Origin of the sequence: Streptomyces sp. NPDC048352 (assembly GCF_040651895.1) — a bacterium.
GTDB lineage: Bacteria > Actinomycetota > Actinomycetes > Streptomycetales > Streptomycetaceae > Streptomyces.
Genome location: NZ_JBEZKZ010000017.1, coordinates 95,354 through 110,007 on the forward strand (window position 1 = coordinate 95,354; position 14,654 = coordinate 110,007).

The window sequence follows — 14,654 nt, forward strand, 5'->3', positions numbered from 1 at the left end:
CCGTCAGGACTGCCCGACCCCCGCCCCACGCAACGTTTTGGAGCACTCGTGAGCGACCGGATCCCACCCGACGCCCATCTCTTCCCCGCATCCCCGGGACAGGAACGGCTCTGGTTCCTGGACCGGATGAACGAGACGGCCGGCAAGGCGTACGGCCTCGCCGTCCGCATGGACCTGCGCGGCGCCCTGGAGCGCACCGCCCTCCAGTCCGCCCTCAGCGCCGTCGTGGAACGCCACGAGGCCCTGCGCACCGGCCTGCGCCGGATCGACGGCACGCTCACGCAGGTCGTCGTCCCCGGCGTCACCGTCTCGCTGCCCCTCGTCGACCTGGGCGGCCGCGGTCTGGAGGCCGGGCAACTCGACCGGGAGGTGCAGCGACTGGCGCGCCAGGAGGCCCAGCGCGGCTGGAACCTGGCACAGCCGCCCCTGCTGCGCGGGCTGCTGGCCAGGCTCGCCGACGACCACCACGTCCTGCTGCTGAGCGTGCACCACGCCGTCTGCGACGGACTGTCCCTCCAGATCGTGCTGCGCGAACTGCTCGAGGAGTACATCGGCAGCCGCCCCGCCGGCGCCGACGAGCCCCTGCAGTTCGCCGACTACGTGGTGTGGAACAACGGCGGCGAGGAGTCCCCCGACCCCGAGTGGTCCGCGCGGCGCCAGGCCGCCCGGGACCACTGGAGCCGAACCCTCGCGGGAGCCCCCCAGCTCCTCGACCTGCCCACCGACCGGCGCCGGCCGCCGCTCCAGTCGTACGCCGGGGCCCGGGTCCCCGTGCGCCTCGACGCCGCCTTGGCCGACCGGGTGCGCGACTGGTCCGCCGAGCGCGGGGTGACCCCCTTCACCACGCTCCTGGCCGCGTACACCGTCGTACTCTCCCGCAACGCCGGCGCCGACGACCTGCTGGTCGGCCTGCCCGTCGCCAACCGCTCTCACGCGGACCTCGCCGGGACCGTCGGCTACCTCGCCAACACCTGCCCGCTCCGCGCCGACCTGCGCGCCGACCCGACCCTCGAGGAACTGGTACGGCAGCTGTACGACCGGCTCACGGGCGTCCTGGAGCACGCGGACCTGCCCTTCGGGGAGCTGGTGGAGCTGCTGGCACCGCCGCGGATGCCCGAGCGCAACCCCGTCTTCCAGGTGATGTTCGGCCTCCAGCAGGACGTCCGGCGCGGCTGGGACCTGCCGGGCCTGCGCGTGGACGTCGAGGACGTGGACTGCGGCAACGCCCGCGTCGACCTCTCCCTGTTCCTCTTCGAGGAGGGCACCGGGGCGATCGACGGGTTCCTCGAATACGCCTCGGCGCTCTTCGACCGCACCACCGCCGAGCGCTTCGCCGACCAGCTGCACACCGCGCTCCGGCAGATCCTGCGGGATGCCGGTGTCGCGGTCTCGGCCGTGGACCTGGCCGGGAACGGTCCCGGCACCGCCCTCGACGCCTTCCTCGACGGCGGCCCGCTGGAACAGCCCTGGCCGCTGGTGTGGCCGCGGATCCGCGAACTCGCCGGGAGCCGGCCGCACGCCGAGGCCGTGCGCGACGACGAGGGCTCCCTCGACTACGCGTCGCTCGCCGGGCGCGTCGACGCCGCCGCCGCGCGGCTGCGCGCCGGCGGGGTGGGCGCCGGCGACCGCGTGGTCGTCCTCGCCGAACGCGGCCTCCGCGCCGTGGTCGCGATGCTGGCCTGCTGGCGGGCCGGCGCCGTGTACGTGCCGGTCGACCCCGCGGCACCGCTGCCGCGCCGCGAGCTGATCCTGGAGCAGGCCGCTCCCGCGGCCCTCGTCTGCGAAGACCCCGACCGGCTGGCACCGGTCCACCGGGACCGCGCGGTGGCGATCGGCGCCCTCACCGGCCCGGCCGGCGACGGCGACGCCGTGCCGGCCGAGCCGGCCGTACGACCGCACGATCCCGCGTACCTGATGTTCACGTCGGGCTCCACCGGCCGCCCCAAGGGCGTCGCCGTCAGCCACGCCTCCCTCACCTCGTTCCTGCACGCCCTGACCGGGCGTCTGGGACTGGGACCGGACGACCGGCTGCTGGCGCTGACGACGACGGCGTTCGACATCTCGCTGCTCGAACTCCTCGGCCCGCTCGTCACCGGCGGCACCGTCGTCGTCGCACCCTCCACCGCCCAGCGCGGCGCCGCCGATCTCGCCGCCCGGCTCAGCACCCCCGGCCTCACCGTCGCCCAGGCCACCCCGGCCGTGTGGCGCCTGGCGATGTCCGCCGGCTGGCGGCCCCGCGCCGGCTTCAAGCTGCTGTGCGGCGGCGAGGCGCTGCCGCCGGACCTTGCCGACCTGCTGGCCGCCACCCCCGCCCAGGTGCACAACCTGTACGGCCCGACCGAGACCACCATCTGGTCCTGCGCCGCCATGGTCCGCCCGGGGGAACCCGTCACCATCGGCCGCCCCATCCCGGGCACCCGCGTCCTGGTGGCCGACGCGCACCTGCGCCCCGTACCGCCCGGCGTCTGCGGTGAACTCCTCATCGGCGGGCCCGGAGTCGCGCTCGGCTACCTCGACGACCCGGAACGCACCGCCGCCCGGTTCGTGCCCGACCCGAGCCATCCCGGCGAGCGGCTCTACCGCACCGGTGACGTCGTACGCCTGCGCTCCGACGGGCTGATCGAGTTCGTCGGCCGTGTCGACGAACAGGTCAAGGTCCGCGGCCACCGCATCGAACTGGGTGAGGTCGAGAGCGCGTTGCGCGGCCTGCCCGGAGTGCGGGACGCCGCGGCGACCGTGCTCGACCCGCGCGGCAACGCCCGCATCGCCGGCTACCTCGTCGCCGACCACGGCGCCCTCGACACGGCCGGACAAGCGGCCCGGCTGCGGCAGGCGCTCTCCGAGGTGCTGCCCGCGTCCATGCTGCCGTCCGAGCTGTACGCCGTGCCGGCCATCCCGCTCAACCCCAACGGCAAGATCGACCGCCGTGCCCTGGCGGGCACCGGCCGGCGCCTGGAGGGCGGCAGCGAGCGCGTCGCCCCCTCGACCGAAGCGGAACGGGCCGTCGCCGCACTGTGGTGCGAACTCCTCGACGTTCCCGAAGTCGGCGTCCACGAGGACTTCTTCGGCCTCGGCGGCCACTCGCTGCTCGCCGCCGACCTGCTCCAGCGCATCGAACGCGACCTCGGCGCCCGCGTTCCCGTGGCCGAGTTCTTCATGGAACCGACGGTCGCGCGCCTCGCCGGAACCGTCGGCCAGCTGAGCGGCGCCGCGAACCAGACACCACCCCAAGACCCAAACGGGCGTGCGGAGCAGACCGCAGAGCCCTTGCCCGAGGGCCGTACGGCCGACGACGACGGATGGGACTTCCCCACGGTCCGCCGCTCCGCCCCCGTCCTCGGCTCCGACCCCGTTCCCCTGGAGGTTTCGCCGTGACCCGGCACGATTCCACTGAGACGTTCACCGACACCCTGCACCGCGTACTCGAAGAGCGCGGAGCGGAATCGGCCACCCCGTTGTCCGTGGAGCAACGCCGCCTGTGGCTGCTCGGCGGGATCGCCGGCGGCTCCTGGGCCGTCGTCACCGGCCGGTACCGCCTCAAGGGGGTTCCGGACGCCGCACGGCTCCAACTGCGCCTGGCCTCCCTGGTCTCCCGCCACGAGGCGCTGCGCAGCGTGTTCGTCGAAGTCGCCGGGCGGCCCGTGCGCCTGGTCCAGCCCTTCGCCGAGGTCGCACTGCGCACGGTGAACGCGCCCGAGTCCACGGATCCCGCGCGGACCGAGGAGCACATCCGCCACCTGGTCGAGGAGGAGTTCTCCCTCGGCCACGGACCGCTGCTGCGCGCCCTGCTGCTGAGCTCGGCCGACGGGGGCGCCGCCGAACTGGTCCTCGCCGGGCACCGGCTCGTCCTCGACGCGACCTCGCTGGACCTGCTCGTCGCCGAACTGCTGGGCGACGCGGACGACGACGCGGAAAGCACTGCGGGCGCTCCGGACGCCCTGGAGGCCGCCCTCACGGCGGAGCGCGAGCGTCTTGCCGAGCCCGGTCTCGCGGACGCGGTGACCGGCTGGGCCGAGGAACTGGCCCGCCCCGCCGCCACCGAGATCCCCGGCTACGGCCCGCGCCCCGAGATCAAGGGGAACTCCTACGCCTCCCTGGCACTGCCGCTGCCGCTCGCCCTCGCGTCGCGCGCCGCCGAGGCCGCCGAGGCCGCCGACTGGGACGCCGCGGTCGCCGCCGCCTGGCTCGTGGTCCTCATGCGCTCCCAGGCCACCGGCGCCGCCGTGTGCGGTGTCCGCACCGCCCGCGGCGCGGAGTCGGCCAAGGTCGTCGGCCCGCTCGACACCCTGCGCCTGATCCGTGTCGACGACGCGGCCGAGGCACCGCTGTCGGACCTGTTCGCCGCCGTCAGGGGACAGCTGCGCGCCCCCGCCGTGGACGTGCCGCTCGCCCATCTCCTCGAAGTGGCCCCGCCCCGCCGGGACCTCAGCCGCACCCCGTACGCGCAGAGCGTCGTGCGGGCCGTCGACGCCCGTGAACCGCTCGGCGGCGCCCTGGGCACCGGCCGACAGGTCGGCGGCTGCGCCTCCGGCACCGAGTACGACCTGGAGGTGACCGTCCGCCTCCTGCCGGGCCTGGTCCTCGCACAGATCGACTACGACGTCCAGCTGTACTCGGAGGAGCGGGTGCGCGCGCTGGGCAACCAGCTCACCGCGGTCCTCGAGGCGATCCTGCCCGGCGGCTCCCCGGAGGTCACCGGCGCCGTCGTACCGCTGCTCGACGCCGAGGGCGCCCGACTCGCCCTGGAGGCCGGCCGCGGTGAGCGGACCGCGGCCGACCCCCGCTCGCTCGTCGACCTCGTGGAGGCCCAGGCCGCCGCCACGCCGGAGGCCGTCGCGCTGCGGCAGGGCGACAGCCAGGTCACGTACGCCCAGCTGTGGGCGGACGCCACACGCCTGGCCGACGAACTGGCCTCGCGCGGGGTGCGCCCGGGCGACCGCGTCGCGGTGTGGCTGCGCCGCGGCCCCTCCACGGTCACGGCACTGCTCGCGGTGCTCGCCGCCGGCGCGGCCTTCGTGCCCGTCGACGCCGCCTACCCCGAGGAGCGGGTGCGCTACCTGCTCTCCGACTCACGGCCCTCGATGGTGATCACCGAGAGCTCCGTGCAGCTGCTCGGCGACCTCGGCGTCCCCGCGCTGCTGCTGGACGAGCTGTCCGGCGCCGCCGCGAACGGCGGCGCGCGCCGCCCCGACCGGGTCCCCGCCGACGCCGCCGCCTACCTCATCTACACCTCCGGCACGACCGGCCGCCCCAAGGGCGTCGTCGTGCGCCACTCCAGCGTCGTCAACAACATCGCCTGGCGGCAGGCGAACTGGCGGCTCACCGAAGACGACCGGGTGCTGCACAACCACAGCTTCTGCTTCGACCCCTCCGTCTGGGCGACGTTCTGGCCGCTCGCCACCGGCGCCTCGATCGTCCTCGCCACCGAGGAGCAGATGAAGGACCCCGGCGAGATGATCTCGACGCTGCGCGAGCGCCAGGTCACCGTTCTCGGCGGTGTTCCCTCCCTGCTGTCCCTGCTGGTCGACCACCGCGAGGCGGGCACCTGCACCCGCATCCGCCTGGTACTCAGCGGCGGCGAACCCCTCACCGACACCCTGCTGGAGGCCGTCGAATCGACCTGGTCCGCCGAGGTCGCCAACCTCTACGGCCCGACCGAGGCCACCATCGATGCCACCGGCCACCGCGTGCCGCGCGGCGACCGTACGGTTCCGGTGCCGATCGGGCGCGCGGTGTCCAACACGGCGGTGCACGTCGTGGACGCCGAGCTGCGGCCCGTACCGGAGGGCGTCCCCGGCGAGATCGTCGTCACCGGCGCGGGAGTCGCCCTCGGCTACCACGACCGGCCGGCGCTGACGGCCGTCCGCTTCCTGCCCGACCCGTTCGCGCAGGCGTCCGACGCCGCGGGCGGCATCCTCTACCGCACCGGTGACCTGGGCCGCAGGCTCCCCGACGGATCCATCCAGTTCCTGGGGCGCGTCGACGACCAGGTCAAGATCCGCGGCCACCGCGTCGAGCTCTCCGAGGTCGAGTCGGTGCTGAAGGCCGTGGCCGGCATCCGCGACGCTGCCGTGGTGGCCCTGGACGCGGGCACCGAGAACGCCCGTCTGGCGGCCGCCCTGGTCGCCGACGGCGACGGCCCGTCCGTCGAGCAGGTCCGCTCGGCTCTCGCCGACGAGCTGCCCGGCTACCTGGTGCCCGACCGGTTCGCGGTGCTGGACGAGCTGCCGCTCACCCCTAACGGCAAGACCGACCGCCGGGGCGTCGCCGAACTGCTGGCCCGGCAGACCGCCGCGCCCGCCGCCGGCCAGGACGGGCCCGCCGAGCCGCGCAACGCGCTGGAGCGCTCCGTCGCCGAGGCCTTCGCCTCGGTGCTGCGCCTCCCGGACATCGACATCCACGCCGACTTCTTCGACATCGGCGGCACCTCGCTCATCCTGGCGAAGCTGGCCTCCCTGCTGGGCCGCAAGCACGACGTCGAGATCCCGCTGCACGAGTTCTTCCGTACGCCCACCGTGGCCGGCGTCTCCGAGACGATCGAGGTCTACCGCCGGGAGGGCCTGGCCGGCGTCCTGGGCCGCAAGCACGCCGCCACCCTGGAGGGCGACGGCACCCTCGACCCCTCCATCAGCCCCGAGGGACTGCCCGAGGCCGACTGGGAGAACCCGCGGCGCGTCTTCCTCACCGGCGCCACCGGCTACCTGGGCCTGCACCTGGTCGAGCAGCTGCTGCGCCGCACCGACGCGGAAGTCGTGGCCCTGTGCCGGGCCCGCGACGAGGAGCACGCGCTCGAACGTCTGAAGGAGGGCTTCGCCCTCTACGAGATCGACGTCGAGGACCAGCTCCACCGGGTCTCGGCCGTCACCGGCGACCTGGCCGAGCCGCGCCTGGGCCTGACGCAGGAGCAGTGGGACGACCTGGCCGCCACCGTGGACGTGATCTACCACAACGGTGCGCTCGTCAACTTCGTGTACCCCTACTCCGCGCTCAAGGCCGCCAACGTGGGCGGCACCCAGCGGGTGCTGGAGCTGGCGTGCACCACCCGGCTCAAGGCCGTCCACCACGTGTCCACCATCGACACCCTGCTCGCCACGCACATGCCCCGCCCGTTCCTGGAGAACGACGCGCCGCTGCACTCGGCGGTCGGCGTTCCGGCCGGCTACACCGGCAGCAAGTGGGTGGCGGAGAAGGTCGTGGACGAGGCCCGCCGCCGCGGCATCCCGGTCACCGTTTTCCGCCCCGGCCTCATCCTCGGCCACACGAAGAACGGCGCCACCCAGACCATCGACTACCTGCTGGTCGCGCTCCGCGGCTTCCTGCCCATGCGCATCCTGCCCGACTACCCCCGCATCTTCGACGTCATCCCGGTCGACTACGTGGCCTCCGCCATCGTGCACATCTCCGGCAAGAGGGAAGCGCTCGCCGGCTTCTACCACCTCTTCAACCCGGCGCCCGTGCCCCTGCGCACCTTCTGCGACTGGATCAAGGGCTACGGGTACGAGTTCGACATCGTGCCCTTCGAGGAGGGCAGGCGACGGGCCCTCGGAGTCGGCCCCAGCCACCTGCTGTACCCGCTCGTGCCCCTCATCAAGGACGCGGAGGCCGAACCGCACCGGGCCCTCGACCCCAAGTACATGGACGAGGTCCAGCCCGCCCTCGAATGCGCCGAGACCCTGCGCATGCTGGCCGGCAGCGACATCGCCTGCCCGCCGACCACCGAGGCCGACGCCCACGCCGTCATGGACTACCTGGTGCGCACCGGCTTCATGCCGGCGCCCGCGGACGTCGTCCACGACGACCCGGCCGCCACGCTGGAGGCACGATGACGGCGCCGGCCGACACCGCCGTCCACCCCGAGGGCCAGCCCGACTACGTGGCCCAGGTGGCCACCGTGCCCTTCCGCATGGGACGGCCCGAGGAGCTGCCCGGCACGCTCGACGAGGTCCGGGCCGCCGCGGCGGCCCGGGCGGGTGAGGCCGTGCGCGGCCTCGCCCGCCCGGGCGCCCGGACCGACCTCGACGCGCTGCTCGCGCAGGTCAGGCAGACCCGAGCGGCCCTGGCCCCGGCCGGCACCGTCCCGGTCGGCGACGATCCGGCGGAGTCCGAGGCCAACCGGGACAACGACCTGGCCTTCGGGATCGTGCGCACCCGCGGACCGGTGACCGAGCTCCTCGTGGACGCGGCCCTCGCCGCGCTCGTCGGGATCCTCGAAGTCGCCGCGGACCGCGGCTCCCATCTGGACGAGCCGGCCTGGGAGCGCCTCCTCGGCGGGTTCGACGCGCTGCTCGACTGGCTCGCCGACCCGCACAGCGCGCCCCGGCCCCGGCCCGTCCCGGCCGTCGCCCCGCCGGGCCCGCCCGTCCACCAGGACGCCCTGCGCCGGTGGGTGCGCGGACACCACGTCTTCATGGTCCTCGCACAGGGCTGCGCGCTCGCCACGGCCTGCATGCGCGACAGCGCGGCCCGCGGCGACCTGCCCGGGGCGGAGGCCTCGGCCGCCGCCGCGGAGGCGCTGATGCGCGGCTGCCAGGGAGCACTGCTCTACGCCGGCGACGCCAACCGGGAACAGTACAACCAGCAGATCCGCCCCACCCTCATGCCTCCCGTCGCACCCCCGAAGATGAGCGGCCTGCACTGGCGCGACCACGAGGTCCTGATCAAGGAACTCGCCCGCTCCCGTGAGGCCTGGGAGTGGCTGGCGGCCCGGGGATCCGTGCGGCCCGCCGCGTTCCGGGCGGCACTCGGGGAGGCCTACGACTCCCACATCGGTGTGTGCGACCACTTCGTCGGGGACCAGTCGCCCAGCCTGCTGGCGGCGCAGGGTTCGTCACGGTCCGCCGTCGGCGTCATCGGGCAGTTCCGCAAGATCCGGCTCAGCTCGCTTCCCGAGCAGCCCGCCACACCTGAGGGAGACCCTTCGTGAACCGCGGTGCCGACGCCCTGCGCAGGAGCCTGGCCCGCTACGGACCGGCCGCCGCGGCCTGCGCCGCGGCGGCGTACGCCGCCACCTCGCTCACCTCGCCGCGACCCCGCCCGGACAGCGCTCCCCAGGAGCAGTTCTCCGCCGAGCGCGCCATGCGCCACGTCCGGGCGGTGGCGGGGGAGCCCCACCCGGTCGGCTCGCCGGCCGCTGCCCTGGTCCGCGACTACCTGCTCGCCGAACTGAAGGACCTGGGCTTCGAGACACAGGTCCAAGAGGCCGTCGCCGGCCACGACCTGGGGCCCACGCCCTACGGGCCGCGGTACCTGACCGGCGGAGTGGTGCGCAACGTCATCGGCCGGCTGCCGGGCTCGGTGCCCGGGCACGCCATGCTGCTGATGACGCACTACGACTCGGTGTCCCAGGGCCCGGGGGCCAGCGACGCGGGCGTTCCGGTGGCCGCGCTGCTGGAGGCGCTCCGCGCGCTCCGCGCCGAGGGCGAACAGCCCGTCAACGACGTCCTGGTGGTGTTCACCGACGGCGAGGAGGCGGGGCTGCTCGGCGCCCGTGCCTTCTTCGACCGGCACCCGCTGGCGAAGACGGTGGGCGTGGCCTTCAACTTCGAGGCACGCGGCACCGAAGGCCCCGTGCTGATGTTCGAGGCCGGTCCGGGCAACGGGCCCATGCTGGAGGAACTGGCCCGCACGGGCGTGCCCGTGTTCGCCAGCTCCCTCTTCGACGCCATCTACCGGCGCATGCCCAACGCCACCGACTTCGCCCTCGTCAAGGAACAGGGCATCCCGGGACTCAACTTCGCCCACATCGGCGGGTTCGCCGCCTACCACGGGCCCCTCGACGACATCGACCACGTGGACCCCTCGGCCCTCCAGCACCAGGGCGAGCTCGCCCTGGCGCTCACCCGCCGCCTCGGCTCCGCCGACCTGGCCGAACTCGGCGGCGAGGACGCGGTCTTCTTCCCCCTGGGACGCGGGCACCTGGTCCGCGTCCCCGGCAAGGCCGTCGTCCCGCTCACCGTCGCGGCCGGCCTGCTGTGCGCGGGCGGCCTCGGGCACGCCCTGCGCAAGGGCGGCCTGACCGGCCGTCGGCTGGGTGGCACCGGGGCCCTGCTGGCCGGCCGGATCGCCGCCGGCGCGGCCGCCGGCACGGTGTTCACCGCAGCCATGGGCAAGCTGGCCCCCGAGTTCCGCCGGCACGGCGACTTCCACGGCTCCGGCGACATCTACGCCGCGGTCGCCGGGCTCGCCTGCGCCGCGGTCCTCGCGGGGCCGGGCGACCGTACGGCGGCCACGGCCCGCACCGCCGCGGCCGCCCTGCCGCTGGCGGCCGCCTCGGCCGCGCTCGCCGCGGGACTGCCGGGCGGAAGCTACCTGACGACCTGGCCGCTGGCCGGCGCGGGCGCCGGGCTGTGGCTGCTCGGCTCCGAACGGCCGGCAGCCCCCGCGACCGGTGCGGGCCCGGCCCCCTCCGTACGCCACGCGATGGGCGCCGCGGCAGCGGCCGCCCCGGCCGCCGCCCTGCTCGTCCCGCTGTCCCGGCTCCTCTTCAAGGGGCTCACCCCGCGCCTGGCCGGTACCGCTGTCGTCGCCCTGCAGCTCTGCGGCGAACTGGCCGCCCCGGCCCTGGCCGAGCTGCCCCGCCGCGCCCGCAGGGCCACCGCGGCCGCGGGCTTGCTGCTGGCCGGCGGGGTGGCGGCGCGGCGCTTCCTGCGGCGCGGGAAGGGCGCTCCCCCGCCGGAGACCCTGAGCCACCTCCTCGACCCGGAGCGCTCCCAGGCGCTGTGGATCAGCAGTGACGAGTCCGCCTCGGAGCGGACCCGCGCCTTCCTCGGCGAACAGCCCGCCAAGGGCCGCCTGCCGGAGCACTTCCCCGGCTGGGAGCGGGACTTCCTGTACGCCCCGGCCCCGCGGCTCGACCTGCCGGCACCCGAGGTGACCGTGCTGGAGGACGGGGCCGGCGAGGCCGGCCGGCGCCGCCTGCTGCTCCGGCTGCGCTCGCCGCGCGGCGCCCGCCAACTGTCCCTCGCCGTCGTCGGAGGCGCAGTGCGCCGCTGGCGCGTCGAGGACGGCGCGTGGTCCGAGCCCGCCTCCGCCGCACCGGCCGAGGACGACAGCTGGGAGCTGTGGCTGCACGCCGTACCCGACTCGGGCATCCGGGTCGAACTCGAACTTCCGTCGTCCGAAGCGACCCGGCTGCGGGTTCTCGACCGGATCGACGGACTGCCGCAGAAGCTCGCGGCGGCTCCGGGCACCGATCCCACCGCCGGGATCCCGGAGCACATCAGCCCGGCGGCCGCCCTCGACGTGGACACCTGGGGCAACGCCTCGCTCGTCGTACGGACGGTGCACCTTCCGGTCCGGGAAGGGCCGGCATGAAAACGAAAGGAGTGACCCGGTTGGCCACTTTCCTGGGCGAAGACGACCTCGTCCCCTGCGCGGTCGTAGTCAACGACGCCGGCCAGTACTCGATCTGGCCGCAGGACCGCCCCGTTCCCGCCGGCTGGCGGTCGGCGGGCTTCGACGGTCCGCGCAGCGCATGCCTCGCACACATAGAGACGGTATGGGCCGGTCCCACCCCCGCCCCCGCCGCCTGACCCCGCACCACCACACAAGGAGAAACAGCACCATGACCGTCACCCTCGACAACACCTCCGCGGCCCAGAACCTCGTCGGCGGCCCCCCGACCGGCAAGGCCCCCCTGGACATGGACGGGCTGGCCTGGATCCTCTTCGGCGCCTCCGCCTTCCAGTACCTGAACGCGGCCTGCGAGCTCAACCTCTTCGAGCTGCTGGAGAACAAGCCCGGCCTGACCAAGGCGCAGATCGGCGCCGAGCTCGGCCTGGCCGACCGCGCCAACGACATCCTCCTGCTGGGTGCCACGTCGCTCGGTATGCTCACCGTCGAGGACGGCCGCTACCAGCTCGCCACCGTCCTGGCCGAGCTCCTCAAGACGGACGACTGGCAGCGCTTCAAGGACACCGTCGGCTTCGAGCAGTACGTCTGCTACGAGGGCCAGATCGACTTCACCGAGTCGCTGCGCGCCAACAGCAACGTCGGTCTGCGCCGGGTGCGCGGCTCCGGCCGCGACCTGTACCACCGCCTCAACGAGAACCCGCACATGGAGCAGGTCTTCTACAAGTACATGCGGTCCTGGTCGGAGCTGGCCAACCAGCACCTGGTGGAGGTCCTGGACCTGTCCGGCACCTCCAAGCTGCTCGACTGCGGCGGCGGCGACGCCGTCAACTCGATCGCGCTGGCCCAGGCCAACCCGCACATCGAGGCGGGCATCCTGGAGATCCCGCCGACCGCCCCGCTGACCGAGAAGAAGATCGCCGAGGCCGGCCTCAGCGACCGGATCACGGTCAAGCCGGGCGACATGCACGCGGACGAGTTCCCCACCGGCTACGACACGGTGATGTTCGCCCACCAGCTCGTCATCTGGACCCCCGAGGAGAACACCGCGCTGCTGCGCAAGGCCTACCACGCCCTGCCGGAGGGCGGCCGGGTGATCATCTTCAACTCGATGTCCAACGACGAGGGTGACGGCCCGGTCGTGGCGGCGCTCGACAGCGTCTACTTCGCCGCGCTGCCGGCCGAGGGCGGGATGATCTACTCCTGGGCCACCTACGAGGAGTCCCTGACGAAGGCCGGCTTCAACCCCGAGTCCTTCGAGCGGATCGAGTTCCCGGGCTGGACCCCCCACGGCGTCATCATCGCCACCAAGTAGTCAACGGCCCGTGCAGCGGCCCGGTCCCGCCCTCAGGCGGAGGTCGGGCCGCTGCACGGGCCTCCGTCATGCCGCACCGCAGAGGACCTCATGTCGACCACCCCGGACAAGGACAAGGTGAGGATCGTCCGCTGGCCGCTGGAAACGGCGAAGCGGGAGAAGTGCAGGGAACTCGGAGCCCTGCGGATCCTTCTCGTGGAGAACGGCGCGACGCCGCCGCTGACAGCGGACCTCCGAGAGGACTGGGTCAGGGCCCCGGTCAGCAGAGAAGACCTCGAGGCGCGGGTCATGGCGCTGCGCGCCAAGGCCGGCACCTACCGCGTCCCGACCCTCGGCGTGGACGGGGAGCTGCAGTTCGACGGCGGCTCGGTGGTGCTCTCTCCCACGGAGGTCGCCATCGTCGCCGAGCTCGTGCGCAACTACGGGTCACTGGTCGCCAGGGAGTCGCTCGCGCATCTGACGGACGCTTCCCGGGCCAGCCGCAACGCGCTCGACCTGCACATGATGCGGATACGCCGGCGCATCGCCCCCCTGGGACTGGGCATCAGCACGGCGTGGGGCCGCGGCTACCTGCTCCAGGAGCTGACGCAGGGCATGCCGGGACAGGCGGGCCGGGCGCAAACGGCGAACGGGGCGCTCACCGCCGGCTGACGGCTCACGCCCCGCTCTCCCCTGCCCGGCCGCCCCCCTCGGGGGCCCGGCTCAGACCGGCTCGGACACCGGACCCGCCGAGAGGGATTCCCTCAACACGGCCCAGTCGCGCTCCTCCAGCCAGTCCGACAGCGCGGGGGTCACGCTCGCGTCGACCGAGAGAACGGCCAGGCCGACGGGGGAGTCCGCGGAGTCCTCGATCCAGAGGTCCTCGACGTTCACGTTCAGCTCGCTCACATCGGCCAGCAGCCGGGCGAGTTCGCCCTCGCGGTCCGTGAGGAGGACCTGCAGCTTGTCGTACGCGCGGCCCGCCGCCCCGTACTTCTGCGGAATCAGCAGCTGCCCCGCCCTGCCCTCCTCCAGCAGCCGGCGCAGCAGCTCGCGGTAGGCCGGGACGTCCGAGACGCCGGCCTCCGAGGCTCCGGCCAGCGCGCGCAGGACGCGCCTGGTCATTTCCAGGTCGTGCTGCAGGCTCTCCAGGGCGCCGAGCACCGCGGTGGCGTTGGAACCGAGGATGTCGGTCCACAGCTCGGGGTCGCCGGCCGCGATCCTGGTGAAGTCGCGCAGCCCGGAGCCGGACAGTCCCAGCGCCCGCTGGTCGTAGGACCGCAGCATCCGCGCCATCAGACTGCTGACCAGGTGGGGCAGGTGGGAGGTCACCGCGATGGCGCGGTCGTGCGCCTCCGCCTGCATCGTCACCGCGTCCGCCCCGCACAGGCCGATCAGCCGGCGGGCGGTGGCGGTCGTCGCCCGCGAGGTGTCCGCGCTGGGGGTCAGGATCCACGGCTTGGCCTGGAACAGGTCGCTGCGGGCCGCTCCCGGGCCGGGGTGCTCCCGCCCGGCGATGGGATGCCCCCCGACGAAGCGGGAGGCATCCCAGCCGGAGCCCGCCCCGGCGGCCGGGAGCGACGCCTTGACACTGGCCACGTCCGTGTAGTGGCGGGCGATCCGGCGTCGTTGCGCGTCGGCCAGAGTGGCGTTCACGCTGTGCGGGGGCACGGCGATGACCGCCAGGTCCGTCCGGCGCTCGGGGGCGAGCGCGGTGCCCGCCCCCCTGGCCTCGGCGATCCGTACCGACTCCGCGTGGACGTCCTGGAGATGGACGCGGACACCGTGCTGGGTGAGCGCGAGGCCGATGGAGGTCCCGATCAGCCCGGTGCCGATCACGGTGACGGTGGTCAGCGCGTCCGTCTCGTCCGTGGGTTCGATGGTGATCACCTTGTTGCCACTCCGTTCCGGCGTGCTCAGTAGCGGTAGTGGTCGGGCTTGTACGGGCCTTCGACCTGGACGCCGATGTACGCGGCCTGCTCGGGGCGCAGGGTGGTGAGCTTGACGCCGA

The 14,654-nt window shown here is 74.1% G+C and carries 9 protein-coding genes; 7 read left to right on the forward strand and 2 right to left on the reverse strand.

Going from position 1 to position 14,654, the window contains the following annotated elements:
* The first annotated feature begins 48 nt into the window (after nt 1–48).
* The 7 genes from AB0D45_RS12270 (at nt 49) to AB0D45_RS12300 (ending at nt 13,315) form a co-directional block, all read left to right on the forward strand.
* On the forward strand, nt 49–3,375 hold the full coding sequence (locus tag AB0D45_RS12270; protein WP_362457594.1) for an amino acid adenylation domain-containing protein: 3,327 nt from the start codon (nt 49–51) through the stop codon (nt 3,373–3,375).
* Nucleotides 3,372–7,826 carry an amino acid adenylation domain-containing protein gene (locus tag AB0D45_RS12275; protein WP_362457597.1) on the forward strand — a complete coding sequence of 1,485 codons (4,455 nt, stop codon included), beginning with the start codon at nt 3,372–3,374 and terminating at the stop codon, nt 7,824–7,826. Before AB0D45_RS12270 ends, AB0D45_RS12275 begins: the two co-directional genes overlap by 4 nt.
* Nucleotides 7,823–8,923 carry a hypothetical protein gene (locus AB0D45_RS12280; protein WP_362457600.1) on the forward strand — a complete coding sequence of 367 codons (1,101 nt, stop codon included), beginning with the start codon at nt 7,823–7,825 and terminating at the stop codon, nt 8,921–8,923. Before AB0D45_RS12275 ends, AB0D45_RS12280 begins: the two co-directional genes overlap by 4 nt.
* Nucleotides 8,920–11,313, forward strand: a complete 2,394-nt coding sequence (locus AB0D45_RS12285; RefSeq protein ID WP_362457602.1) for a M20/M25/M40 family metallo-hydrolase — start codon at nt 8,920–8,922, stop codon at nt 11,311–11,313. The genes AB0D45_RS12280 and AB0D45_RS12285 overlap by 4 nt, the downstream gene beginning before the upstream one ends.
* Before the next feature lie 20 nt (nt 11,314–11,333).
* Nucleotides 11,334–11,531, forward strand: coding sequence for an MbtH family protein (locus AB0D45_RS12290; protein ID WP_361601524.1), 198 nt, complete (start codon nt 11,334–11,336; stop codon nt 11,529–11,531).
* Between the two features lie 32 nt (nt 11,532–11,563).
* Nucleotides 11,564–12,664, forward strand: coding sequence for a methyltransferase (locus AB0D45_RS12295; RefSeq protein ID WP_361601527.1), 1,101 nt, complete (start codon nt 11,564–11,566; stop codon nt 12,662–12,664).
* Between the two features lie 90 nt (nt 12,665–12,754).
* A complete protein-coding gene (locus tag AB0D45_RS12300) occupies nt 12,755–13,315 on the forward strand; it encodes a winged helix-turn-helix domain-containing protein (RefSeq protein WP_361601530.1) in 561 nt (186 codons plus the stop codon).
* 51 nt (nt 13,316–13,366) lie between these two features.
* Here the strand turns inward: AB0D45_RS12300 and AB0D45_RS12305 are convergent, their stop codons facing one another.
* Together AB0D45_RS12305 and AB0D45_RS12310 are read right to left on the reverse strand one after the other, a co-directional pair.
* Nucleotides 13,367–14,533, reverse strand: coding sequence for a prephenate dehydrogenase (locus tag AB0D45_RS12305; RefSeq protein WP_362457606.1), 1,167 nt, complete (start codon nt 14,531–14,533; stop codon nt 13,367–13,369).
* A 26-nt stretch (nt 14,534–14,559) separates the two neighbouring features.
* Nucleotides 14,560–14,654, reverse strand: a 95-nt coding sequence (locus AB0D45_RS12310; protein WP_361608646.1) for an adenosylhomocysteinase, incomplete at its 5' end; no start/stop codon positions are given.